This window comes from Pseudonocardia sp. DxW (assembly GCF_058448985.1).
This window is the reverse complement of sequence record NZ_JBZFLK010000012.1, coordinates 103254-126896: the sequence shown is the minus strand read 5'-3', so window position 1 is coordinate 126896 and position 23643 is coordinate 103254. Positions and strand designations below refer to the sequence as shown.

Annotated in this window: 19 protein-coding genes; 7 read left to right on the top strand and 12 right to left on the bottom strand. The window is 74.7% G+C overall.

The window, feature by feature from the left end:
* Positions 1-9 precede the first annotated feature (9 nt).
* On the top strand, positions 10-954 hold the full coding sequence (locus ACVJO7_RS19850; protein WP_491674117.1) for a MerR family transcriptional regulator: 945 nt from the start codon (positions 10-12) through the stop codon (positions 952-954).
* Here the strand turns inward: ACVJO7_RS19850 and ACVJO7_RS19845 are convergent.
* From ACVJO7_RS19845 to ACVJO7_RS19835, 3 genes are all read right to left on the bottom strand, one after another.
* Positions 936-3968 (bottom strand): bifunctional [glutamine synthetase] adenylyltransferase/[glutamine synthetase]-adenylyl-L-tyrosine phosphorylase, encoded by a 3033-nt coding sequence (locus ACVJO7_RS19845; protein ID WP_491674116.1) that lies wholly within the window; start codon positions 3966-3968, stop codon positions 936-938. The two genes, ACVJO7_RS19850 and ACVJO7_RS19845, sit on opposite strands and share 19 nt — an antisense overlap.
* 222 nt (positions 3969-4190) lie before the next feature.
* Entirely contained in the window at positions 4191-4391 is a 201-nt protein-coding gene (locus ACVJO7_RS19840) for a hypothetical protein (RefSeq protein ID WP_491674115.1), read from the bottom strand.
* 32 nt (positions 4392-4423) lie between these two features.
* Entirely contained in the window at positions 4424-4855 is a 432-nt protein-coding gene (locus ACVJO7_RS19835; RefSeq protein WP_491674114.1) for a Rid family hydrolase, read from the bottom strand.
* A gap of 44 nt (positions 4856-4899) precedes the next feature.
* Between ACVJO7_RS19835 and ACVJO7_RS19830 the strand changes: the two genes are divergently transcribed.
* Positions 4900-5376: a MarR family winged helix-turn-helix transcriptional regulator gene (locus tag ACVJO7_RS19830; RefSeq protein ID WP_491674113.1), complete on the top strand. Its 477-nt coding sequence runs from the start codon at positions 4900-4902 to the stop codon at positions 5374-5376.
* Between the two features lie 167 nt (positions 5377-5543).
* Here the strand turns inward: ACVJO7_RS19830 and glnA are convergent, their stop codons facing one another.
* Together glnA and ACVJO7_RS19820 are read right to left on the bottom strand one after the other, a co-directional pair.
* On the bottom strand, positions 5544-6887 hold the full coding sequence (gene glnA, locus ACVJO7_RS19825; protein WP_344028706.1) for a type I glutamate--ammonia ligase: 1344 nt from the start codon (positions 6885-6887) through the stop codon (positions 5544-5546).
* A gap of 93 nt (positions 6888-6980) precedes the next feature.
* On the bottom strand, positions 6981-8609 hold the full coding sequence (locus ACVJO7_RS19820) for an alpha/beta hydrolase (RefSeq protein ID WP_491674112.1): 1629 nt from the start codon (positions 8607-8609) through the stop codon (positions 6981-6983).
* 182 nt (positions 8610-8791) lie between these two features.
* Here ACVJO7_RS19820 and panB point away from each other — a divergent pair, with 182 nt between their 5' ends.
* Complete coding sequence (gene panB / locus ACVJO7_RS19815; protein WP_344028701.1) at positions 8792-9661, top strand: 3-methyl-2-oxobutanoate hydroxymethyltransferase; 870 nt, start codon at positions 8792-8794, stop codon at positions 9659-9661.
* A 41-nt stretch (positions 9662-9702) separates the two neighbouring features.
* Here the strand turns inward: panB and ACVJO7_RS19810 are convergent, their stop codons facing one another.
* Entirely contained in the window at positions 9703-10875 is a 1173-nt protein-coding gene (locus ACVJO7_RS19810; protein ID WP_491674111.1) for a glutamate-cysteine ligase family protein, read from the bottom strand.
* 196 nt (positions 10876-11071) lie between these two features.
* On the opposite strand from ACVJO7_RS19810, the gene ACVJO7_RS19805 reads away from it, so the two are divergent.
* On the top strand, positions 11072-11239 hold the full coding sequence (locus ACVJO7_RS19805; RefSeq protein WP_344028697.1) for a hypothetical protein: 168 nt from the start codon (positions 11072-11074) through the stop codon (positions 11237-11239).
* 5 nt (positions 11240-11244) lie between these two features.
* Positions 11245-12021: a hypothetical protein gene (locus ACVJO7_RS19800; RefSeq protein ID WP_491674110.1), complete on the top strand. Its 777-nt coding sequence runs from the start codon at positions 11245-11247 to the stop codon at positions 12019-12021.
* 15 nt (positions 12022-12036) lie between these two features.
* On the opposite strand, the gene ACVJO7_RS19795 is transcribed toward ACVJO7_RS19800, so the two are convergent.
* The 3 genes from ACVJO7_RS19795 to ACVJO7_RS19785 all read right to left on the bottom strand — a co-directional run bounded on the left by ACVJO7_RS19795 (position 12037) and on the right by ACVJO7_RS19785 (position 16137).
* Positions 12037-12816, bottom strand: coding sequence for a maleylpyruvate isomerase family mycothiol-dependent enzyme (locus ACVJO7_RS19795; RefSeq protein ID WP_491674109.1), 780 nt, complete (start codon positions 12814-12816; stop codon positions 12037-12039).
* Positions 12813-13652: a fumarylacetoacetate hydrolase family protein gene (locus ACVJO7_RS19790; protein ID WP_344028689.1), complete on the bottom strand. Its 840-nt coding sequence runs from the start codon at positions 13650-13652 to the stop codon at positions 12813-12815. Before ACVJO7_RS19790 ends, ACVJO7_RS19795 begins: the two co-directional genes overlap by 4 nt.
* Positions 13653-13761: 109 nt before the next feature.
* Entirely contained in the window at positions 13762-16137 is a 2376-nt protein-coding gene (locus tag ACVJO7_RS19785; RefSeq protein ID WP_491674108.1) for a xanthine dehydrogenase family protein molybdopterin-binding subunit, read from the bottom strand.
* A 124-nt stretch (positions 16138-16261) separates the two neighbouring features.
* Between ACVJO7_RS19785 and ACVJO7_RS19780 the strand changes: the two genes are divergently transcribed.
* Entirely contained in the window at positions 16262-17911 is a 1650-nt protein-coding gene (locus ACVJO7_RS19780) for a fumarate hydratase (protein ID WP_344028683.1), read from the top strand.
* Between the two features lie 24 nt (positions 17912-17935).
* On the opposite strand, the gene ACVJO7_RS19775 is transcribed toward ACVJO7_RS19780, so the two are convergent.
* From ACVJO7_RS19775 to ACVJO7_RS19765, 3 genes are read right to left on the bottom strand one after another with little or no spacing between them, the layout of a single operon-like run.
* Entirely contained in the window at positions 17936-20653 is a 2718-nt protein-coding gene (locus tag ACVJO7_RS19775; RefSeq protein WP_491674107.1) for a bifunctional acetate--CoA ligase family protein/GNAT family N-acetyltransferase, read from the bottom strand.
* Between the two features lie 20 nt (positions 20654-20673).
* On the bottom strand, positions 20674-21846 hold the full coding sequence (locus ACVJO7_RS19770) for an acetoin utilization protein AcuC (RefSeq protein WP_344028679.1): 1173 nt from the start codon (positions 21844-21846) through the stop codon (positions 20674-20676).
* 34 nt (positions 21847-21880) lie between these two features.
* The gene (locus ACVJO7_RS19765; protein WP_491674188.1) at positions 21881-22807 is read right to left on the bottom strand and encodes a sulfurtransferase; all 927 of its coding nucleotides are present in this window, start codon (positions 22805-22807) and stop codon (positions 21881-21883) included.
* Between the two features lie 93 nt (positions 22808-22900).
* On the opposite strand from ACVJO7_RS19765, the gene ACVJO7_RS19760 reads away from it, so the two are divergent.
* Entirely contained in the window at positions 22901-23617 is a 717-nt protein-coding gene (locus ACVJO7_RS19760; protein WP_344028673.1) for an iron-dependent transcriptional repressor DtxR, read from the top strand.
* Positions 23618-23643: the final 26 nt, after the last annotated feature.

Genomic DNA, 23643 nt, shown 5'->3' with positions numbered 1-23643 from the left:
CTGTCCCCCGTGACCGCATCGCACACCGGAGATCATCCCGCGCTGACGATCGGCCGGCTGGCCGAGCGGACCGGGGTGCCGGTACGCACGATCCGCTTCTGGTCGGACGAGGGCCTGGTGCCCGCCGATCGCAGCGCGTCGGGCCACCGGGTGTACGACGCGGCCGCGGTGGCCCGCCTCGACCTGGTCCGGACCCTGCGCGAGCTGGGCCTGGGGCTGGACGACGTGCGCGCCGTGCTGTCCCGCCGACGGGGGGTCGGCGAGGTGGCGCAGGCGCACGTACGGGCCCTGGAGAGCCGGATCCGCGAGCTCAAGGCACAGCGCGCGGTGTGCGTGCTGCTCGCGCGGACCGGCACCGACGACACCCAACCCGATGAGAGGACCGTGACCCTGATGAACGATCTCGCCCGGCTGTCCGCCGCGCAGCGGCAGAACCTGATCGACGAGTTCGTGACCGAGACCTTCGCCGGCACCGACCCGGACGCCCCGGGCGCCGGCATCGCCGACGGGATGCGGACGCTGCCGTCCGAGCTGCCCGACGACCCGACGCCCGAGCAGGTCGGGGCGTGGGTCGAGCTCGCGGAGCTGGTCGCCGATCCCGGCTTCCGGGCCCGCTGCCGGGAGATGGCCGTCGCCGGATCCGATGCCACCGCCGAGCACCGGCAGCTGGATCCGGCCGCCGTGATCGAGCACGCGGGGGGTGCCGAGACCGCGGGGATCGATCCGGCGTCCGCCGAGGCGGCCGCCGTGCTCGCCCGGATCCCCGGCGTCGACGGGCTCGGCCCCGCCGAGCGGATCCGCACGGCGGAGACCATCGAGCTGTTCTCCGACCGGCGTGTCGAGCGCTACTGGACGCTGCTCGGCACGCTCAACGGCTGGCCCGGCCGGGAGCCGACGATCCCGGCGTTCGAGTGGGTGGCCCGGGCGCTGCGCGCTCAGGACTCCCAGCCGTAGAACACCCGCTCGACGACGGCGCGGGCCCGCCGGGTGGTGCGCCGGTAGTCGTCGAGGAACACCCCCGGGTCGCCGCCCGCCGGATAGCCGAGCGCGGCGGCGACGGCGGCCAGCTCCCGCCCCGAGCGCGGGAGCTGGTCGCCCGGCTTGCCCTTGACCAGCATGATGGCGTTGCGGGCGCCGGTCGCGGTCCGCCAGCCCTCCTCGAGCTCGCGGGCGTCGTCGTCGTCGATCAGGCCGGCCTCGGCGGCCTCCCGCAGCCCCTCCAGGGTCGAGGTGGTCCGCAGCTCCGGCAGGTCGCCGGCGTGCTGCAGTTGCAGCAGCTGCACCGTCCACTCGACGTCGGCGAGCCCGCCCAGGCCGAGCTTGGTGTGCGTGGACCGGTCCGCGCCGCGGGGCAGCCGCTCGGCGTCCACCCTGGCCTTGATCCGGCGGATCTCGGCGACCGAGGAGTCCGCGATCCCGTCGGCCGGGTAGCGGATCGGGTCGATCATGGCGGTGAACTCCCGGCCGAGCGTGCGGTCGCCGGCGATCGGCCGGGCCCGCAGCAGCGCCTGCGCCTCCCACACCTCGGCCCAGCGGGCGTAGTACTCGCGGTAGGACGCCAGCGTGCGCACCATCGGGCCGGAGCGGCCCTCCGGGCGGAGGTCGGCGTCCACCGGCAGCTCCGGGTCCGGGCTCGGCGAGCCCAGCAGCCTGCGCACCTTCTCCACCACCCGGGTGGCCCACCGGACGGCGTCGTGGTCGCTGACGCCCTCCGCCGGGGCGCACACGAACATCACGTCGGCGTCGCTGCCGTAGCTCGACTCGCCGCCGCCGAGCCGGCCCATCCCGATCACCGACAGCAGCGCCGACCGCTCCTCCTCCGCCCGCAGCACGGCGTCCAGCGTGGACGCGATCACCGCCTCGTTCACCGAGTTCAGCGCCGCGCACACCTCGTCCACCTCGACCAGGCCGAGCAGGTCGGCGCAGGCGATGCGGAGCATCTCGTGCCGCCGGTAGGAGCGCGCCGAGGCGACCGCGGCCTCCGGGGTGCTCTGCCGGGCGACCGTCGTGCGCAGCGCCACCGACACCTCGGCCGGGTCCCGGGTGAGCTCCGGGCTCTGCACGCCGGAGGACGTGGCGAGCATCCGCAGCACCTCGGGCGCACGCTGCAGCAGGTCCGGGACCAGCGCGGACGTCCCGAGCAGCGTCATCAGCCGCTGGGCGACGGCGCCCTCGTCGCGCAGCAGCCGCAGGTACCACGGCGTCGCCGCGAGCGCCTCGGACACCCGGCGGTAGGCGAGCAGCCCGCGGTCCGGGTCCGGGCTGGGGGACAGCTCGTCGAGCAGCACCGGCAGCAGCGCGCGCTGGATCGACGCGGCCCGCGACACCCCGCCGGTGAGCGCGCGCAGGTGCCCGAGCGCGCCCTCCGGCGACGCCCAGCCGAGCGCCTTCAACCGGGCCTTCGCCGCGTCCGGCGACAGCACGGCGTCCGCCTCCTCCCCCGCCAGCCGGGAGACCGCAGAGAGCAGCGGCCGGTAGAACAGCTTCTCGTGCAGCCGGCTGACCCGCCGCGCGTTGCGCTGCCACTCGGTGACCAGCACCCCGACGACGTCGCGCCGGCCGTCCGCCCGGATCCGCGCCGAGCGGGCCAGCCAGCGCAGCGCGTCGGTGTCGTCGGCGGCCGGCAGCAGGTGGGTGCGGCGCAGCTTCTGCAGCTGCAGCCGGTGCTCCAGCAACCGCAGGAAGCGGTAGGACGCGGCCAGGTTCGCGCCGTCGTCGCGCCCCACGTAGCCGCCCGCGGACAGCGCCGCGAGCGCGACGAGCGTGTTGCCCGAGTGCAGGGTGTCGTCGCTGCGGCCGTGCACCAGCTGCAGCAGCTGGACGGCGAACTCGACGTCCCGCAGCCCGCCGCGACCCAGCTTCAGCTCGCGTTCGCGCTGGTGGGACGGGATGTTCTCGACGACGCGGGTGCGCATCGCCTGCACCTCGGCGACGAAGTCGTCGCGGCTCGACACCTGCCACACCATCGGCGCGAGTGCGTCGACGTAGGCCTTCCCCAGATCGGGGTCACCGGCGATCGGGCGGGCCTTGAGCAGTGCCTGGAACTCCCAGGTCTTCGCCCAGCGCCGGTAGTAGGTGACGTGCCCGTCCAGGGTCCGGACGAGCGCGCCCTGGCGTCCCTCCGGCCGGAGGTTCGCGTCGACCTCGAAGCAGGCCTCGCCGGCCACCCGCATCACCCGGGCGGCCAGCTTCGTCGCCGGCTGGGTCAGCTCGCCGCCGGGCTCGGTGACGAACACGACGTCGACGTCGGAGACGTAGTTCAGCTCCCGGCCGCCGCACTTGCCGAGCCCGATGATCGCCAGCCGCAGCTCGTCCGGCGGGTCCTGCTCGGCGGCCGCGACGGCGAGCGCCGCGGTCAGCGCGGCCTCGGCGAGATCGGCGAGCTGCGCGGCGACGTCGTCGACCTCCATCACCGGCAGCGCCGGGTCGCCGACCGCGGCGAGATCGGCCGACGCCAGCCCGAGCAGCTCGTCGCGGTAGGCGCAGCGCAGCGCGGCGACCGCGTCGGCGCCGGTGAGGGTGGCCCGGGCGCCGCCGGGGGTGCCCGGTGTCGGGGCGGCCGGATCGGCGCCGACGGCGCGCAGCAGGTTCGCGGAGCGCCGGGCCAGGTCCGGCGGCGGGTTCCCACGGTCCGGGGTGTCGGCGAGCAGCTCCCAGCGGTCCGGGTGCAGGACGAGGTGGTCGCCGAGCGCGGTGGACGAGCCGAGCGTTGCGAAGAGCCGTCCGCGCAGGCCCCGGTCGGTGCGCAGGGTCCGGTCGATCGCCCGCCAGGGCGGGCTCTGCGCGAGCCGCTCGACCGCGCGCAGCGCGAGATCCGGATCGGGGCTGCGGGCCAGCGCCCACATGATCTCCTCGCAGCCGGCGACCGGTGCGTCGCCGTCCCACCAGCCCAGTTCCCGCAGCATCGCGTCCGCGCCCTGGCCGGTGAGGCCGAGCCGGGCCAGCGACGTCCCCGTCCGCCGTTCCATCACGACTGCCGATCCTGCCCCATCACGCCCCGGTCACGGCACGGTCCCCGCGGCCGGTCGGTCCGGACCCGCTTGCCGGGCGCCGCCGGGCGGGCGCAGGCTCGGCGCCCGGACGCAGCAGCGAGGGGGCCGGTCCCGGGGAGCTGCACCGCCGCGGGATCGGGCTGCGTGTGTCCGAGCCGGGCGACGGCCGCGGGCGCGCGGGCGACCGGGAACGGGTGGTCAGGGCGTGGCGACCGGGTCGCGGCCGGGATCCGCCAGGGCGTCGAACAGGGCGTCGAGGGTTCCGGCCGACGGCAGGTGGCCGGGCTCGACCTGCTCCAGCAACCGGCCGCCGGGGACCAGCGCGATGGTGTCCTCCACCGCGTCGAACGGGACCTGGTCGTCGTCGCGGGAGTGCCACGCGGTGATCGGGCGGAGCACGTCGGCCGGGGTGAAACCCCCAATGCCCTACTTCACGAGTCGATGACGGCCGTCACGCGGATCTCCACCCGCATCGCGGCCAGTCCGAGCGCGGTCACCCCGGTCTGGGTCCAGACCGGCGCCCGGCCGCCCAGGCGCGCCCTGAACTCGCGGGTCATCACGTCGTTGTGGTCGGCGCCGATGGCGTCCGCGCCCGGCGTGAGCTTGTGGTACGAGTTCACGTGCACCACGTCCGCCCAGCTCGCGCCCGCCGCGGCCAGCGTGCGGCCGACGTTGTCGAACGCCCCCACGATCTCCCGCTCCAGGTCCTCCGGGATCGCGAGCCCGTCGTCCCAGCCGCCCTGGCCGGAGATCTCGACCCGGTCCCCGATCCGCACCGCCTGGCTGTACCCGAGCTGCTCGCGCAGCACCTCGCCGTACCCGGGGGTGGCGTGGAACGACACCGCCGTATTCACTTCACTCATGAACTCAATCTACAACTCATGACTTCACATGTAAAGTGATCGCCATGGAGACCGGAGACACCGGCAACGACCTGCTCTGGCTCGACCCGGACGAGAAGGAGGCCTGGACCGGGCTGCTGTCCCTGCTCCTGCTACTGCCCGGCCGGCTCGAGTCGCCGTTGCAGCAGTCGCACGGGCTCACCCTGTTCGAGTACCTCGTGCTCAGCCACATGTCCGAGGCGCCGCAGCGGCGGCTGCGCATGAGCGAGCTCGCCTTCCTCGCGAACGGCTCGCTGTCGCGGCTGTCGAACGTGGTGAAGCGGCTCGAGCGGCGCGAGTGGGTCGAGCGGTCGCCCGACCCCGACGACGGCCGCTACACGATCGCCGCACTCACCGGGGCAGGGCTCGCCGTGCTGCAGGACGCGGCCCCGACCCACCTGCGGTCGGTCCGCGAGCTGGCCCTGGACCGCCTGGACGCCGACGACCGGGCGGCGCTCGCCCGGATCGCCGGCCGGCTGCGGGTACGCCCCAGGGAGTTCTGACGCCCCCGCTCCCACTGCCCGTCCGGGTGGAGCGCGAAGCTGCTCTCACCGACCGCCGTCGCCCGGTGGGTGGCCCAGCACGTTCGACACCCGCTCGTACTGTCCCTCGCCGGCCCTGGTGATCCCCTGCGGGAGCGGGCCCGGCACGATCCCGGAGTCGGATCCCGCTACAGCACCGGGAGGTACGTGGCCAGCTCGTGCGGCGTCACGTTCCGCCGGTAGGCGTCCCACTCGGCGCGCTTGTTGCGCAGGAAGAAGTCGAACACGTGCTCGCCGAGGTACTCGGCGACCAGCTCGGAGCGCTCCATGACGTCCAGCGCCTCGGTCAGGTTCTGCGGCAGCAGCTCGTAGCCCAGCGCCTTGCGCTCGGTGTCGGTGAGCGCCCAGACGTCGTCCTCGGTGGCCGGCGGCAGCTCGTAGCCCTTCTGGATGCCGGTCAGCCCGGCGCCCAGGATGACCGCGTAGGCCAGGTACGGGTTGCACGCCGAGTCCAGCGTGCGGACCTCGATCCGGCGCGACGACGACTTGCCCGGCGAGTACATCGGCACCCGGACCAGCGCGGAGCGGTTCGCGTGCCCCCAGGAGACCGCGGTCGGCGCCTCGCCGCCGGTGATCAGCCGCTTGTAGGAGTTGACCCACTGGTTGGTGACGGCGGTGATCTCCCGGGCGTGCTTGAGCACGCCCGCGACGAACGCCTTGCCGGTCGCGGACAGCTCGTACGGGTCGTCCGGGTCGTGGAAGGCGTTGTGGTCGCCCTCGAACAGCGAGAAGTGGGTGTGCATCGCCGAGCCGGGGTGCTCGGAGAACGGCTTGGGCATGAACGACGCCCGCACCCCCTGGGTCAGCGCGACCTCCTTCACGACGTAGCGGAACGTCATGAGGTTGTCGGCCATGGTCAGCGCGTCGGCGTAGCGCAGGTCGATCTCCTGCTGGCCGGGCCCGCCCTCGTGGTGGCTGAACTCGACCGAGATGCCCATCGACTCCAGCGTCTCGATGGTGTTGCGCCGGAAGTGCGGCGCGACGTCGTGGCTGGCCTGGTCGAAGTAGCCGCCGGAGTCGGCGGGGACCGGGCGGGTGCCGTCGTCGGGCAGGTCGCGCAGCAGGTAGAACTCGATCTCCGGGTGCACGTAGCAGGTGAACCCGGCCTCGCCGGCCTTGTTCAGCGCGCGGGTCAGCACGTGCCGCGGGTCCGCCCAGGACGGCGAGCCGTCCGGCATCGCGATGTCGCAGAACATCCGCGCCGAGTAGTGCTCGCCGGAGGCGGTCTCCCAGGGCAGCACCTGGAACGTCGACGGGTCCGGCTTCGCGACCATGTCCGACTCGTAGACCCGGGCGAAGCCCTCGATCGCGGAACCGTCGAAACCGATCCCCTCGGCGAAGGCCCCCTCCAGCTCGGCCGGGGCGATGGCCACCGACTTGAGGTAGCCGAGCACGTCCGTGAACCACAGACGGACGAATCGGATGTCGCGCTCCTCGAGCGTGCGGAGAACGAACTCCTGCTGGCGGTCCATGCGGCGGAGCCTAGGAAGTCCGTGTTACGCGGAAGTTACCGGGGTGTGCGGGTGCCCCGAGCGGGGCGCCCACCACCCGGCCGGGTCCCGGCGTCACGACGGCATCAGGGTGCACTCGGCGCCCTCCTCCGGCACGGTCAGGTTCACCAGGTAGTCGATCGCGAGCCGGTCCACGCACGGGTCTCCCTGCAGGGACGCGGTGTGCTGCTCGCCGTTGACCGAGATCAGGCTGCCGCCGAGCTGGCCGGCCAGATCGACGCCGGCCTGGTACGGCGTGGCCGGGTCACCGGTGACCGACACCACGACGACCGGCGGGAGCCCGTCGACCTGTGGCGTGTGCGGCTCGCTGGTCGGCGGCGCCGGCCAGAACGCGCAGGCGTCCCGCGCGCCGACCGGCCCGCGCCCGGTGGACCGGAACGGCGCCGCCTCGTCGGCCTGGGTGGCGAGCTCGAGCGCCTCGGCGGGCTCGGTCAGCGCCGGCTGGTTCACGCAGGTGATCGCCTGGAACGCCTGCAGCATGTTGGAGTACTCGCCCTGCGCGTCGCGCCGGTGGTAGAGGTCGGCGAGCTGCATGAGGAAGTCGCCGTTGCCGTTCGCCACCTGGGAGATGCCCTGCTGCAGGGCGGGCCACAGCTGGGAGACGTAGAGCGCCTGGCTGACCCCGGTCTGCGCGTCGTTGAAGCTCAGCATCCGGCCGTCGCCCGCCGGGACCGGTTCGTCGATCAGCGGCTGCATGATCGCCTGGAACGCGGCCGTCGCCTGCGCCGGGTCGGTGCCGAGCGGGCAGTTCTCCCGGGTGGTGCAGTCCTTGGCGAAGTTGTCGAAGGCGAGCTGGAACCCGGCGTTCTGCTTGACCGTGGACTCGATCGTGGTCTGCGTCGGGTCGACCGCGCCGTCGAGCAGCAGCGCCCGCACGTTCTGCGGGAACGCCTCGGCGTACGCGGTGCCCAGCTCGGTGCCGTAGGAGAACCCGGCGTAGGTCAGCTGCTCGTCGCCGACGACGGCGCGCAGGATGTCCATGTCCTTCGCGACGTCCCGGGTGCCGACGTTGGCCAGCACGTCGGCACCGGTGCGCTCGGTGCACCGCTCGGCGAACTGCCTGCTGTGCGCCTCGGCGGCGGCGACGCCCTCCGGCGAGGGATCGGCGAAGACCTTCGCCCGGTCCTCGTCGTTCTCCTGGTCGGTCAGGCACTCGATGAGCGGCACGCTGGCGCCGGTGCCGCGCGGGTCGAACCCGATCAGGTCGAACCGGTCGCCCAGCCCGTTCGCCGCCCAGCTCGACGCCTGGCCCGCCATGAACGAGGTGCCCGACGCGCCCGGCCCGCCCGGGTCGGTGAACAGCGAGCCGATCCGGTCGCCGGTGGCCTTCTTGCGCAACAGCGCGATCTGCATCGTCTCGCCGCCGGGCTCGGCGTAGTCCTGCGGGACGGTGACCCGGGTGCAGTCGAGCTCCGGATCGGAGTAGGCCGGCTGGTCCTCGGTGGTGGCCGCGTAGTCGGCGCACGGGCCCCAGGTCAGCTCCTGGCCGTAGAACTGCTCCAGCCCCGGCTCGGCGGGCGCCTGCGCCTCGTCGGTGCCGGTCCCGGCGTCCGAACAGGCACCGACCAGCACCAGGACCGCCGCCCCGAGGGCCCCGATGCCGGCCGCCCGCCCGCGGCGCCGCACCGGCAGGGCCCCGGGACGCGATGGTGACGCGGGTCCGCCGACCCGGGGACGCAGCATTCGGGGGAGCATGTCCGGAGCATGCCATCGACCCCCGACGGTTCCGGACGCGGCACCGGCCGGTGAGCGTTCCCACACCGCCGCCCACCGCGGCGTCCCCGCTGCCACCCTGGAATCGCCATCGACGGCGAACCCGGGGACCCGTGACCAGCGCGGGCCTCGAGGACGGAAGGAGCTCACCGATGAGCGCACAGGACCTGGGCACACAGGACCACGGCGAGGTCACCGCGCCCTACCGGGCCCCCGCGGCACCGCCGAGGCGGACCCGCGTGCACCACCTGCTGCAGTGGAAGCAGGAGGGCAGGCGCTGGCCGATGCTCACCGCCTACGACGTCTACACCGCGGAGATCTTCGACGACGCCGGCATCCCGGTGCTGCTGGTCGGCGACTCGGCGGGCAACAACGTGTTCGGCCACGACAACACCATCCCGGTCACGGTGGACGAGCTGCTCCCGCTGACCCGCGCCGTGGTGCGCGGGGCGCGCAGCGCGCTGGTGGTGGCGGACCTGCCGTTCGGCAGCTACCAGGTCTCCCCCGCCCAGGCCCAGGAGACCGCGTTCCGGTTCATGAAGGAGGCCGGTGCGCACGCGGTGAAGCTGGAGGGCGGCGCCCGGTTCGCACCGCAGGTCGAGGCGCTGACCGCGTCCGGCGTCCCGGTGATGGCGCACCTGGGCTTCACCCCGCAGAGCGAGCACGCGCTGGGCGGGTTCCGGATCCAGGGCCGCGGCGACGGCGCGGACCGGCTCGTCGAGGACGCGCTGGCGCTGCAGGAGGCCGGCGCGTTCGCCGTGGTGCTGGAGATGGTGCCCGCCGACGTCGCGAAGCGGGTCACCGCGGAGCTGCGGATCCCGACCGTCGGGATCGGCGCCGGCCCGGAGTGCGACGCCCAGGTGCTCGTCTGGTCGGACATGGCCGGGATGAACCGCGGGCGGGTGCCGCGGTTCGTGCGCCGCTACGCCGATGTCGGCGGGGTGCTGCACGACGCGGCAGCCGCGTTCGCCGCTGAGGTGCGCGACGGCGAGTACCCGGCCGAGGAGCACAGCTACCACTGACCACCACTGACGCCGCCGGCCCGGTCCCGGCCCCGCCGGGGTTACCGGGGACGCGGCGCGGGGGCAGGGATCCCCGGGACCTCCGGGATGCCGGGGATCCCGCCGCCGGCGCGGTGCCGGGCGAGCATCCGGACGGCCGGGTTCTCCCGGCGCTCCAGCAGCGCCCGCAGCAGCGCCAGCCGCTGGCCGTGGCCGGGCTCGCCGCGCAGCGCGGCCGCCGCGGCGTCGAGCACCGCCTGCGAGCCGCTGCGGACCGCCGGGTCCGACCAGCCGCGCAGCGCGGCCCGGCGGTGCGCGGCCGCGTCCGGGGTGCGCCGGCGGCCGGTCAGGGTGTCGTCGCGCAGCACCCCGGTGAGCAGGCTGAGCAGCGCGCCGGGCAGCCTGCCCGGGCCGCCCTCGGCCGGCTCCTCCCCCGGCACCGCCGCGATCGCGTCGAACGCCTTGAACTCGATCCGGCCGATCTCGCCCGGGATGCCGGCGTGCCGGGTCAGGCTCGGGTCGGTCGGCGGGAGCGCCGCGCCCGGCTCCAGGTAGGCCAGCGCGGCCGGGCGCGGCCCGGTCCGCCGGGACGTCCGCGCCGACTCGCCGCCCCACGGCCGCCCCTCCCGGAACGGCGACGAGAACGACCACGGCACCAGGTAAGGGCTGTAGTAGGTGAGCTTGGCGGCGGCGTCGGCCAGCACCGCCGGATCGGTCCCGGCCTCCGGGAACGACAGGTTCAGGTCCGGCCCCCAGGTGACCATGTGCAGGTGGGCGGTCCGCTCCTCGGGCGAGGACGCCATCAGCTCGCGCTCGTGCGCGTTGGCCGGCGGGTCCAGGTGGTAGGCAGAACGGCCGGGATGGAAGCCCAGCGCGACCGGGCGCAACCCGTGCCGGCCGGCGACCTCGGCGAGCAGCCGCGCGTCGGCGCACAGCGCGGACTCGGCGGCGTCCACCGAGTCGTGCACGACGGTGCGGATCTCGATGCCCTTCGGATCGAACCGCCACAGCCCGCCGTGCTCGTCGAGCCGCTCGTAGCCCTCGGCGTACCACCGCTTGCGCCGGATCCCGGCGTCCCCGATCCGCAGGTCGGCCTGGCCGTGCGGGAGATCGGGCAGCTCGTCGACGACGGCGGCGACCTCGGCGTGGGTCAGCGTCGTGAAGTCGGCGAGCGAGCCGTCCGCCCGGAGCAGGGCGAGCTCGTGCTCGATGCCGTATCGCGCCGGTCCCCGCACCGATCACCCCCGGTTCGCCGCTCATGAGCCCTGAGTGAGCGCTGGACGAGCCTACCGGCGCCGATGGTCCGTCCGGATGTGATCCGAACCGGACGTGCTCACCCGTTCCGCCCTGGACAACATCGCACCGAGCGGTCAGCCTGGTGACGGCGGCCACACCAGGTCCGCCCGGGAACCCCGGATCACGGGAGGCGTCATGAGGCTGGGCCGCAAGATCTCCGAGGGATTCGCCGTGGACCACGAGGCCGACCGGGTCGCCGCGGCGCAGGAGGGTCCCCGGCCCACCGCCACCGACCCCGAGTTCGCGGACTGGGCACCGGCCGATCACGAGCACCCGGCGCGCTCGGGGTCCCGCGAGGACTGATCGACGTGCGCGCCCCCTTCCGTCGACTGCCGCGGGAACACCCGACCGGCCCGCTGGACGGGCACAAGCTGGCCTTCCCGATGCTGTCCGCGGACGGCACGATGGCCGGCTTCAGCGGCGTCACACTCGGCCGGGCGCACGTCTACCGCACCGTCGACGACGCGGTGTGCGCGCACGGCTGTCGGCACGCCTGCCCGTCCCGCTGGTGCGACTGCGGCTTCTACTGTTTCCACTCCGACTCCGACGCCCGGGAGCTGGCCTGCGCGCCGGAGCACCAGGGCTCGGTGCTGCTGGAGGTCGCGGTGTCCGGCCGGTTCCGCCGCTACGAGCTGGGCCTGCGCTACTCCCGGCAGCGGGTCCGGTCGGTCCGGATGCGGCCCTGCCGGTGCGGGATGCCGGTGTCCGCGCTCGCCGACACCGGCGCCGGGCAGCGGGGCTGGCGCCGGCTCGAACCGGTCTGTGCCCGCTGCGCGGGCGCCCGGCCGGTGCTGACCCCGGACCGGTTCGCCCGGCTGGCCGGGATCGAGCTGCTGCCCGACGACGTCCCGGCCGGCCCGCTCACCCCGATCGGCGCCCGCGCCGCCGGCGCCGATCCGGATCGGCTGCTCGACGACTCGGCGTTCGGCGGGCGGGACGAGATCGAGGGCGACGCGGTCGCGACGGCCGGGGCGGTCGCGGTGCTCACCGCGGAGATGGCACTGCTGCAGGCCCGGCTCGACGAGATGGCCCGCCAGCTCGGCCGGGCCACCGCACGGCTCGACGAGCTGGAGGGGCGGGACTGAGCCGGGCCGGGATCGTCAGAGCCAGGACGGCAGCGGCCCCGGCAGGTTGCCCGCGGCGTCCCGCAGACCCTTGCCGAACGGCCTGCCGAGCAGCCAGGCGATCAGGTCCGGTGCGCGGCCGCGCACCGTCCCCAGGTCCGCCGGGGCCGAGCCGTCGGTCCCGGCCGGGCCGGGCCCGAACTCCAGCACCTGCCCGGTGCGCGACTCCTCCAGCCGGACGTGCGGGCAGCCGGGCCTGCGCTCCAGGTGCCCGACGACGTCGGCGACCAGCACCCGTCGCATCGGGATCGGCAGGTCCTTGAACGACGCCCCGACGTCGAGATCGACGGCGTGGATCCAGACCTCCCTGGCGCGCAGCCAGGGCACCGCGGTGACCGGGATCCCGGCGCCCTGCGCGGTCCGGACCCGGACCGACCAGGCCCGGGCCGGCATCGCCCGGACGGCGTCGGCCAGCCGGTCGGAGGAGGCGACGACGTCGGCCCGGATCTCGTCGGCGGAGCGCGCGGCACCGGCCTCGATGTCGGCGTCCCGGGCCGCCGCGCTGCGGTAGGCGGGCGTCTCGATCCCGGTCCGGGCCCAGGTCAGCAGGTTGCGCATCGCGTCGGCGTTGCGGGCGACGTGGGTGAGCACGTGCGCCCGCGTCCAGCCGGCGAGCAGCGACGGCGCGGTGAGCGCGTCACCGCCCATCCGGGTCATCAGGCCCCGCAGGTGGGCCTGGCCGTCACCGGCCCAGGCCAGCGAGTCGGCCAGCGGCGGCGGGACGGTGGGTCGTGCGGCGGGAGGGTCCCCACTCACCGCACGGACCGGCAGACGTTGCGGCACTCGCCGACCCCGTCCACCGCGGTGACGATCTCGCAGCCGTCGGTCAGGTAGCGCGGCGGCGTACGGGCGTCGCCGACACCGCCCGGGGTCCCGGTGGCGATGACGTCGCCGGGGTTCAGGGTCAGGATCGTCGACAGGTACACGACCAGGTCGACGACGCCGAACACCAGCTGGTCGGTGGTCGAGTCCTGCATGATCTCGCCGGCCAGCTCGGACCGGATGCGCAGCGCGCCGCCGTCCGCCGGGTCGGCGGGCAGCTCGTCCGGGGTGACCAGCTCGGGGCCCAGCGGGGTGGAGTGCTCCCAGGTCTTGCCCTGCAGGAACTGCTTGGTGCGCCGCTGGTAGTCGCGCATGCTGACGTCGTTGAGCACGGTGTAGCCGGCGATCGCGGCCCGGGCGGCCTCGGCGTCGGCGTGCCGGACCGACCGCCCGATGACGACGGTCAGCTCGGCCTCGTAGTCGACCCGGTCGGACTCGGCGGGCAGCTCGATCTCGTCCCGGGCACCGATCAGCGCGGGTGCGAACTTGCCGAAGATCGTCGGGTACTCGGGCAGCTCGTTGCCCATCTCCAGCACGTGGTCGCGGTAGTTCAGCCCGACACAGATGATCTTCTCAGGGCTCGGGACGAGCGGCGCGTGATCCAGGTTCGCGGCGTCGTGCACCGGGCCGTCGGCTCCGGTGGCGTGCTCGAACCAGTCCGGGCGCTCCAGCAGCGCACGGACGTCGGCCTCCCCGGTCTCGACGGCGGTGTCGCCGTCGACACGCACCGCCCGGTGCCCGGTCGCGGTCCGGATCGTCGCCAGCCTCATCGTGTGCGCGTCCTTCCAGTGAGTCCGTCGGCGGTATCGCCTGCGTCCGCTGAGAGTCTGCGGCACCGGCTCCGGCGGCCCCACCCCAGGGGTGGGGTCGCCGTCCGGCTCAGATGGCGCCGGCCTCGTCGTCGGCGGCCTCGCCGCCGCGCACCGGGAGCCCGTCGAACACCGCGGGCGGCTCCCGCCAGGCATCCTGCGGGGCGCCCGGCCGGGCGGCCGTGACGGCCCGCCACACCCGTTCCGGGGTGCACGGCAGGTCGACGTGCCGGACGCCGAGATCGGCCAGCGCGTCCACCACCGCGTTCTGCACGGCCGGCGTCGACCCGATCGTCGCGGACTCGCCGATTCCCTTGGCACCCAGCGAGTTCAGCGGGGTCGGCGTCTCGGTGGTGGCCACCTCGAAGGAGAGCATGTCGGCCGCGGTCGGGATCGTGTAGGCGGCCAGGCTGGAGGTCAGCGGCTGGCCCTCGTCGTCGAACAGCACCTGCTCGTGCAGCGCCTGCGCGATGCCCTGGGCCAGGCCGCCGTGCTGCTGGCCCTCGACGAGCAGCGGATTGAGGATCCGCCCGCAGTCGTCGACGGCGACGTGCCGCAGCGGGGTGACCCGCCCGGTGCCGGTGTCGACCTCGACCACCGACACGTGCGCGCCGAACGGGAACGTCGCCCCGTCCTGCTGGGAGTCCAGCCCGACGTGCAGTTCCTCCCCGGCCTGCACGGCCTGCCGGTGCACCTCGCTCCAGCCGACGGTCGGGCCGCCGGGCACGCCGGTGACGCCGAACCGGCCGTCTTCGGTGATCAGCACGTCGTCGGCGGAGGCCTCCAGCAGCGCCGCGGCGAGCTTGCGGGCCCGCTCGTACAGCTCGTGCGCGGCCTCGGCGACCGCGGTGCCGCCCAGCTGCAGCGACCGCGACCCACCGGTCCCGGCGCCGCGCGGGACGAGCGCGGTGTCCGACTGCACGTACCGGATGTTCTCCAGCGGGATGCCGAGCCGGTCGGCGACCAGCATCGAGAACGACGTCGCGTGCCCCTGGCCGTGCGCCGAGGTGCCGGCCGACACGGTGGCCGTCCCGTCCTCGTGCACGGTCACCGAGCCGTACTCACCGCCCCCGCCGCCGGCGGTCACCTCGACATAGGCGGCGACCCCGATGCCGAGCCGGACCGGGTCCCCGGCCGCCCGCCTCCGGGCCTGCTCGGCGCGCAGCTCGTCGTACCCGGCGATCCGCAGCGCCTCGCGCAGCGGCAGGTCGTAGTCGCCGACGTCGTAGGTCGCGCCGGTCGGCGTGGTGTGCGGGAACGCGGCCGGATCGAGCAGGTTGCGCCGGCGCAGCTCCACCGGGTCCATCCCCAGCTCGGCGGCGGCGACGTCGACCAGCCGCTCCAGGTGCGCGGCCGCCTCCGGGCGGCCGGCGCCGCGGAACGCGCCCATCGGGGTGGTGTTGGTCAGCGCGGCGACCGCGTCGTAGCGCAGCGCCGGGACGTCGTAGACGCCGGTCGCCATCAGGTAGGTGGTGCGCAGCGGCAGCGCGCCGCCGAACCCGGCGTACGCGCCGGCGTCGCCGATCACCCGGGCGCGCAGGCCGGTCATCCGGCCGTCCCGGGTCAGGCCCAGCTCGTAGTACCCGACCTGGCCGCGCCCGTGCGGCATCGAGACCAGGTTCTCCGAGCGGGTCTCCACCCAGGTCAACGGGCGGCCCAGGGCGCGCGCGGCGACGACGGTGGCGGTGTGCTCGGCGAGCACGCCGGCCTTCGCGCCGAACCCGCCGCCGACGTGCGGCGCGATCACCCGGACGTCGCCGGGCTCCAGCCCGAGCAGGCCGGCGATCTGCGCGCGGAAGCCGTGCGGCATCTGGGTGGAGACGTGCACGGTGAGCGCGAACTCGTCGCCGGGGCCGCCGGGTTCGACGGCGATCGCGTTGCCCTCCAGCGGCACGGCCGCCACCCGCTGGTTCTCCATCCGGGCCCGGACGACGATCTCGGCACCGGCCAGCGGGTCCGGCCCGGGACCGCGCTCACCGCCCGCGAGGTTGCTGCCCAGCTCCGGGAACTGCAGCTCGGCGCCGTCGGCCAGGGCGGCCTCCGGGTCGGTGACGGCGGGCAGCGGGTCGTAGTCGACCTCGACGAGCTCGGCGGCGTCCACCGCGGCCGCGCGGCTCTCGGCGACGACCAGCGCGACCGCCTCGCCGACGAACCGGACACGGTCGGTCGCCAGCGGCGGGCGCGGGGTCCGCGGGTTCAGCACCATCAGGCCGTGGTGCGCGGGCAGGTCGAGATCGGCGGCGGTGTACACGGCGAGCACCCCGGGCGCCGCCGCGGCGGCGGCCGTGTCGATGCCGGTGACCAGCGCGTGCGCCAGCGGCGACCGGACGAAGACGACGTGCGCCAGCGACTCGCGGCGCAGGTTGCCCACGTAGGTGCTGCGACCGGTGATCAGGTCGGCGTCCTCGACGCGACGGACCGATGTTCCGAGGATCGAACCAGGCATGTGACCCACGCTACCGGACAACCGGAGGGCCGTCCGGTTAGCCGGGCGCAGCGGCCGGGGTCACGTCGTCGCGTGCGTCTCCACCTGCGGTCGCGCACCGGGCCGGCCCGGTAGCGTCCCGGCCATGCCCGAGTTCCACCACACCGACGTGCTCCCGCTCGGCCCGGACGACACCGAGTACCGCGAGCTCGACCTGCCCGCGGGCGCCGTGACCGAGGCCGCCGGACGCACCTTCCTCGAGGTGCCGCCGGAGACGATCACCGGTCTCGTCCGCGCCGCCGTCACCGACATCCAGCACCTGCTGCGGCCGTCGCACCTGCGCCAGCTGCGCGCCATCGTCGACGACCCGGAGGCGAGCGGCAACGACCGGTTCGTCGCCACCGACCTGCTGCGCAACGCCTGCGTCTCGGCCGGCGGGGTGCTGCCGATGTGCCAGGACACCGGCACCGCGATCGTGGTCGGCAAGAAGACCGAGACCGTGCTGACCGGGGGCGACGACGAGGCCGCCGTCTCGCGCGGCGTGTTCGAGGCCTACCAGGAGCTCAACCTGCGCTACTCGCAGATGGCGCCGCTGAGCTTCTGGGACGAGAAGAACACCGGGACCAACCTCCCGGCCCAGGTCGAGCTGTACGCCAAGCCCGGCCTGGACCCGTACTACGAGTTCCTGGTCATGGCCAAGGGCGGCGGCTCGGCCAACAAGACCTTCCTCTACCAGGAGACCAAGGCGCTGCTGAACCCGAAGCGGCTCGCCACCTTCCTCGACGAGAAGCTGCGCTCGCTGGGCACCGCGGCCTGCCCGCCGTACCACCTCGCGATCGTCGTCGGCGGCATGTCGGCCGAGTACAACCTGAAGGTCGCCAAGCTCGCCTCGGCCCGCTACCTGGACAACCTCCCCACCGAGGGGTCCGAGCTCGGGCACGCGATCCGGGACACCGACCTGGAGCAGCAGGTGCTGGAGCTGACCCGCAACTTCGGGATCGGCGCCCAGTTCGGCGGCAAGTACTTCTGCCACGACGTGCGGGTGATCCGGCTGCCCCGGCACGGCGCCTCGCTGCCGGTCGGGGTGGCCGTCTCCTGCTCGGCCGACCGGCAGGCCAAGGCGAAGATCACCCCGTCCGGGGTGTACCTGGAGCAGCTGGAGCGCGATCCGGCGCAGTACCTGCCCGAGGCCACCGACGCCGACCTGTCCGACGAGGTCGTGCGGATCGACCTGAACCGGCCGATGGACGAGATCCGGGCCCAGCTCTCGCAGCTGCCGGTGAAGACCCGGCTGTCGCTGACCGGGCCGCTGGTCGTCGCCCGCGACATCGCGCACGCCAAGATCGCCGAGCGGCTCGACGCCGGCGAGCCGATGCCGCAGTACCTGCGCGACCACGCGGTGTACTACGCGGGCCCGGCGAAGACCCCGGAGGGCTACGCGTCCGGCTCGTTCGGCCCGACCACGGCCGGCCGGATGGACTCCTACGTGAAGCAGTTCCAGGAGGCCGGCGGGTCGCTGGTGATGCTCGCGAAGGGCAACCGGTCCACGCAGGTGGTGGACTCCTGCGCGGCCAACGGCGGCTTCTACCTGGGCTCGATCGGCGGCCCGGCCGCCCGGCTGGCCCAGGACTGCATCCGCAAGGTCGACGTGCTCGAGTACCCGGAGCTCGGCATGGAGGCGGTCTGGAAGATCGAGGTCGAGGACTTCCCGGCGTTCGTCGTGATGGACGACAAGGGCAACGACTTCTTCGCCGACACCTCCACCCCCACCCTGCAGGTGTCGTTCCGCAGCTGACCGCGGCCGGCCCCGCCGCCCGGTTCAGGCCAGGCGGCGGGGACCGGCGTCGCGCCGGCTGGGCGGGCGGCCGACCGTCACCCTGGCCCCGGTGACGAAGGCGCCCTCCGGGGAGGCCAGCACCGGGTCCAGCGACAGCGACCGGATCTGCGGGATGTCCTCGGTGAGCCGGCCGACCCGCAGCACGACGTCCTCCAGCGCCGCGGTGTCCACCGGCTCGGTGCCGCGGTAGCCGGTCAGCAGCGGGGCGGCGCGGGGCGCCCGGATCAGCCGCCGCGCGTCCTCGGTGGACACCGGCAGCACCCGGTAGGCGCGGTCGTCGAGCAGCTCGGTGGCCATCCCGGACAGGCCGAAGGCGAGCAGCGAGCCGAACGACGGGTCGTCGACGACCTCCAGCTTGCAGGACGTGCCCTTCGGCGCCATCCGCTGCACGTACACCTCCTGCGACCCGGTGACCCGGGACAGCTCGGCGTGCGCCGCCCGCACCGCGTCGGCCGAGACGAGATCGAGCCGGACGCCGACGAAGTCCCCGCGGTGCCGCCACTCGTCGGCGGTCGCCTTGATCACCACCGGGTAGCCGACCCGCTCGGCGGCGGCGATGGCGGCGTCCGCGCCGTCGGCCCGCTCGAAGGCGATGACCCGCAGGCCGTAGCAGTCGAGCAGCTCGACGGCCTCGGTGTCGGTCAGCTGGTGCTCGGCGTCCGGGTCGAAGGAGGCGACCAGCCGCCGGGCCCGTTCGGTGTCGGTCCCCTCGGGGACGACGAACTCGCCGACCGGGGTGTTGCGCCACTCGGCGTACCGGGTGACCCGGCCGAGCGCCGACGTCGCCCGCTCCGGGCTCGCGTAGCTGGGCACCGAACCGCGGCCGGGGGTGCCGTCGGCCTGCGGCACGGACAGCTCCTCCGGTATCCCCTCGGCGGCGAGGAAGACCGCGAGCACCGGGACGCCCGCGCCGTCCGCGGCGTCGCGCAGCGCGTGCGCGTGCGCGGTGCCCTCGACCGCGACCGGTGGCACGAAGACCGCGATCAGCGCGTCCGGCCGGCCCGGGCCGTCCAGCGCGGAGCGCACCGCGGCCGCGAACTCCGCGGGCGAGGCGCGGGTGCCGACGTCGACCGGATCGGCGGCCGGTTCCAGCCCCTCGTCCAGCAGGCCGTCGGTGACGAGCAGGTTCACCGCGGTCGAGTTGCCGACGACGGACACCCGCCGTCCGTCGGGCAGCGGCTGGTAGGCCAGCAGCAGCGCGGTGTCGAACAGCTGCGGCAGGGTCTGCACCCGGATGACGCCGGACTGCTCGAACAGCGCCTGCACGCTCGGCTCGTCGATCGGCGCGGCGACCGAGGCCAGCGACGGCAGCGGCCCGGTGTGCCGGCCGGACTTCACCGCCACGATCGGCTTCGTCCGGGCCAGCCGGCGGGCGACCCGGGCGAACTTGCGCGGGTTGCCGAACGTCTCCAGGTAGAGCAGCACCTGGTCGGTCGCCGGGTCGGTCTGCCAGTACTGCATGAGGTCGTTGCCGGAGACGTCGGCCCGGTTGCCCGCCGACACGAACGACGACAGCCCCAGCCCGCGGCTGCGCGCGTTCGCCAGGATCGCGGTGCCCAGCGCACCGGACTGGCAGAAGAAGCCGGTGCTGCCCGGGCCGGGCAGCGCCGGGGCCAGCGTCGCGTTGAGCCGGACCGCCGGATCCGGGTTGGCGACGCCGAGCGCGTTCGGCCCGACCACCCGCATGCCGTGCGCGCGGGCCTCGGCGACCAGCCGGCGCTCGGCGACGGTGCCGCCGTCGTCGCCCGCGTCGGCGAACCCGGAGCTGATCACCACCAGCACCTTGACGCCCTTGGCCAGGCAGGAGTCCATGACCTCGTCGATGTTCGCGGCCGGGACGGCGACCACGGCGAGATCGACCTCGTCCGGGATGTCGATCACCGACGGGTAGGCGCGCACCCCGCGCACCGACCGGGCGTCCGGGTTGACCGGGTACACCGGGCCGGTGAACCCGGCCTGCAGCAGGTTGGACAGGACGGTGTGGCCGAGCTTGGTCTCGTCCGCCGAGGCACCGATCACCGCGACCGAGCCGGGGTGCAGCAGGTTCGCCACGCTGCGCGCCTCGGCGGCCTGCTCGCGGGAGTCGCGGACCGCGATCGACTTCTCGGTCGGGTCGATGTCGAACTCCAGGTGCAGCACGCCCTCCGCGAAGGCCCGCTTGACCTGGTAGCCGGCCTCCCGGAAGACGCGCACCATCGCGTGGTTCTCGACGAGCACCTCGGCCTCGAACCGGGACAGGCCGTTCTCCCGGGCGGCCGCGGCGAGATGCTCGAGCAGGATCGAGCCGAGCCCGCGGGACTGGTGGTCGTCGCGCACGACGAACGCGACCTCGGCGGAGGTGACGGGCTCGTCGGTCCCGGCGCCCTGCGAGACGGCCGCGCCGCCGCTCGCGGTCAGGCCCTCGTACCGGCCGACCGCGATGATCTCGTCGCCGAGCAGCGCCAGGAACGCGACCCGGGTGCGGTGGTCGACGACGGTGAACCGTTCCAGGTCGCGCGGCGAGATCCGCGGGTAGGGACCGAAGTAGCGCAGGTAGCGGGTGCGGTCGGACAGCTTGGCGTGGAAGGCGAGCAGGGCGTCGGCGTCGTCGGGGGTGATCGGGCGCAGGTGCACGATCCCGCCGTCGGAGGCGACGACGTCGGCCTCCCACTGCCGGGGATAGGGGTAGGGGTCCTCGTGCTGCGGCTCGTCGTCGGGCATGGGTCCGTCCTGTCCGCCGCTCAGTCCCGCGGGTCGTCGGGTTCGAGGCCGTGCAGGGGGAACAGCGCACGGCGGGTCTCCAGGATGGCCGAGTCGACGCGCTCCCCGAACGACCCGCCCCAGCGCTCGAACGACGGGTCCGCGCCGTCGGACATGGAGACCGGCAGCGGCGCCCGGGTGTGGGTGGACGCCTTCGCCGTCCAGTCCGCCGGGATCGAGGTGTCCGGGTCGAGATCGCGGTCCAGCGCGACGGCCATCAGGTGCGTCCAGGAGCGCGGGACCACCCGGTACAGGGCGTAGCCGCCGCCGCCGAGGATCAGCCACTTCCCACCGGCCGTGGTCTCGGCCAGCTCGCGCAGCGCGTGGTAGACGGCGCGGTGGCCGTCCACCGACATCTCCAGGTTCGCCAGCGGGTCCTCGGCGTGGGTGTCCGCCCCGCACTCGGTGACCAGCACCTGCGGCCGGAACTGCTCCAGCAGCGAGGGCACCACGCCGTGGAAGGCGCGCAGCCAGCCGGCGTCGCCGGTGCCCGGCGGGAGCGCGATGTTCACCGCGTAGCCCTCGCCGTCGCCGCGGCCCAGCTCGCCCGCCCAGCCGGTGCCCGGCCACAGGGTGAGCGGGTGCTGGTGCAGCGAGATCGTCATGACCCGCGGGTCGTCGTAGAAGGCGGCCTGCACGCCGTCGCCGTGGTGCACGTCGACGTCGAGGTAGGCGATCCGCTCGTAGCCCTGCTCCAGCAGCCAGGCGATCGCGACCGAGCAGTCGTTGTAGACGCAGAACCCGGCGGCCCGGTCGCGCATCGCGTGGTGCAGCCCGCCCGCCATGTTCACCGCCCGGTCGGCGCGGCCCTCGGCGATCTCCCGGGCGGCGCGCACCGAGCCGCCCGCGATCAGGGCGGCCGCCTCGTGCATCCCGAAGAAGATCGGGTTGTCGGAGGTGCCGAGCCCGTGCCCGACGCCGAACGGCGCCTCCGGCGCGGACCGGACGGCGGTCCGGTAGCCGGCGGTGTGCACCCGGTCGAGATCGGCCTCGGTCGCCGGCTCCGGCTCGATCAGCTCGACGCCGTCGAGCACACCCAGCCCGCGGGACAGCTCCATCATGAGCTCGAGCCGCACCGGGTTGAGGGGATGGTCGTCGGACAGCTGGTAGGTGAGGAACTCCGGTGTCCACACGACCGACGTGCGCGCGCTCATGGGAGGGGACCGTATGTCAGACGCGGGGTCACGGTCACTCCCGAGCGGCCCACGGCCGGTCGCCGGTGGCGGCGGGGCGCTGCGGATCCGAGCTCCACTCCGACCAGGAGCCCGGGTAGAGCGCGGCCGGCGCGTCCGGCGTGGTGAGCCCGGACTCCTCCAGCGCGAGCACGATCGCGCAGGCGTTGATGCCCGAGCCGCAGTAGGCGCCGGCCGGTGTCCCCGGCGCCATCCCGGCCGCGCGGAACCGGTCGGCCAGCACGCCGACGGCGGGCCAGCGCCCGTCCGGCCCGGCGGTGGCCGCCGCCGGGGTGTTGCGGGCGCCCGGGATGTGCCCGGCCCGCGGGTCCACCGGCTCGGTCTCGCCGCGGAACCGGGCCGCGGCGCGGGCGTCGAGCAGCACGCCGTCGCGGGCCAGCGCGGCCGCGCCGTCGGCGTCGACCACGGGCATCGCGCCCGGCCGGACGACCAGGTCGCCGGGCGGCGCCGGATCCGGCTCCGGGGCGTCGCCCGCGGTGCCGGTCACCGGCAGGCCGATCGCCTCCCAGGCGGTGAACCCGCCGTCGAGCACCCGGATCCGGCCGGGTGCGACGCCCGCCCAGCGCAGCAGCCACCAGGCGCGCGCGGCGACCGAGCCGTCGACGTCGTCGTAGGCGACGACGAGCTGGCCGGGTGCGTCGTCGCGGATCCCGGCGGCGCGCAGCACGGCCTGCAGCGCGCCGGGCCCCGGCAGCGGGTGCCGCCCGCCGGGCCCGGGCGCCGACGGACCGGCCGCCAGCTCGGTGTCGAGGTCGACGAAGACCGCACCCGGGATCCGGCGGGCCGCGTGGTCCCCGCGCCCGGGCGGGCCGAGCAGCCGCCATCGCACGTCGAGCAGCACGGGGCGGGTGGTCTCGGGCGGACCGGCCGCAGCCCCCGCGGTGGGGGCGAGCAGATCCGCGAGATCCTCGGGGGCGATCATGGAACCGGACACGCGCCCCATCCTGCCCCGGACGGGCGCACCGTGCCCGGGCGCCGGCCTGGGTAGACTGGCCACCGAATGAAGGGGCCCCACGTGAACGACCTCATCGACACCACGGAGATGTATCTCCGAACCATCTACGAACTCGAGGAGGAAGGCGTCGTCCCGCTGCGCGCGCGGATCGCCGAACGCCTCGGTCAGAGCGGCCCGACCGTCAGCCAGACCGTCGCCCGGATGGAGCGGGACGGGCTGGTCGTCGTGGCCGGGGACCGCCACCTCGAGCTGACCGACGACGGCCGCAGCCGGGCCGTCGCCGTCATGCGCAAGCACCGGCTGGCCGAACGCCTGCTGATCGACGTGATCGGCCTGGAGTGGGAGCTCGTCCACGCCGAGGCGTGCCGCTGGGAGCACGTCATGAGCGAGGACGTCGAGCGGAAGCTGCTCCGGCTGCTAGACAAGCCGACCGTGTCGCCCTACGGCAACCCGATCCCGGGCCTGGAGGAGCTGGAGCGGGGCGACGGGCTGTCCGCGTCCTCCTCGGTGCCGCCGGCGCTCGAGGTGGGGCTGCAGCGGCTCGACGAGCTGGCCCGCCGCGGCGGCGGCCGGGTCGAGGTGCGCCGGATCGCCGAGCACGTCCAGAACGACGCGGAGCTGATGGCCGAGCTCAAGCTGGCCGGGATCGTGCCGGGGCACATCGTGGAGGTCGGCTCCATCCCGCGGTTCGGCGATCCCGTCCCGGTGGTCACCGAGGGAGAGAAGGCCACCGTGGCCCCCCTGGTGGCGCACGCCGTCCTCGTCCGGGCGCAGTAGGCACCCCGCACCCCGGGGGCACGACG

Excerpts from the sequence above, each read along its gene's own strand:
- ACVJO7_RS19845 (WP_491674116.1), bottom strand. The coding sequence starts at position 3,968 with ATGGAACGGCGGACGGGGACGTCGCTGGCCCGGCTCGGCCTCACCGGC.
- ACVJO7_RS19835 (WP_491674114.1), bottom strand. The coding sequence starts at position 4,855 with ATGAGTGAAGTGAATACGGCGGTGTCGTTCCACGCCACCCCCGGGTAC.
- ACVJO7_RS19830 (WP_491674113.1), top strand. The coding sequence starts at position 4,900 with ATGGAGACCGGAGACACCGGCAACGACCTGCTCTGGCTCGACCCGGAC.
- glnA (WP_344028706.1), bottom strand. The coding sequence starts at position 6,887 with ATGGACCGCCAGCAGGAGTTCGTTCTCCGCACGCTCGAGGAGCGCGAC.
- ACVJO7_RS19820 (WP_491674112.1), bottom strand. The coding sequence starts at position 8,609 with ATGCTGCGTCCCCGGGTCGGCGGACCCGCGTCACCATCGCGTCCCGGG.
- panB (WP_344028701.1), top strand. The coding sequence starts at position 8,792 with ATGAGCGCACAGGACCTGGGCACACAGGACCACGGCGAGGTCACCGCG.
- ACVJO7_RS19805 (WP_344028697.1), top strand. The coding sequence starts at position 11,072 with ATGAGGCTGGGCCGCAAGATCTCCGAGGGATTCGCCGTGGACCACGAG.
- ACVJO7_RS19790 (WP_344028689.1), bottom strand. The coding sequence starts at position 13,652 with ATGAGGCTGGCGACGATCCGGACCGCGACCGGGCACCGGGCGGTGCGT.
- ACVJO7_RS19785 (WP_491674108.1), bottom strand. The coding sequence starts at position 16,137 with ATGCCTGGTTCGATCCTCGGAACATCGGTCCGTCGCGTCGAGGACGCC.
- ACVJO7_RS19780 (WP_344028683.1), top strand. The coding sequence starts at position 16,262 with ATGCCCGAGTTCCACCACACCGACGTGCTCCCGCTCGGCCCGGACGAC.
- ACVJO7_RS19775 (WP_491674107.1), bottom strand. The coding sequence starts at position 20,653 with ATGCCCGACGACGAGCCGCAGCACGAGGACCCCTACCCCTATCCCCGG.
- ACVJO7_RS19770 (WP_344028679.1), bottom strand. The coding sequence starts at position 21,846 with ATGAGCGCGCGCACGTCGGTCGTGTGGACACCGGAGTTCCTCACCTAC.
- ACVJO7_RS19765 (WP_491674188.1), bottom strand. The coding sequence starts at position 22,807 with ATGATCGCCCCCGAGGATCTCGCGGATCTGCTCGCCCCCACCGCGGGG.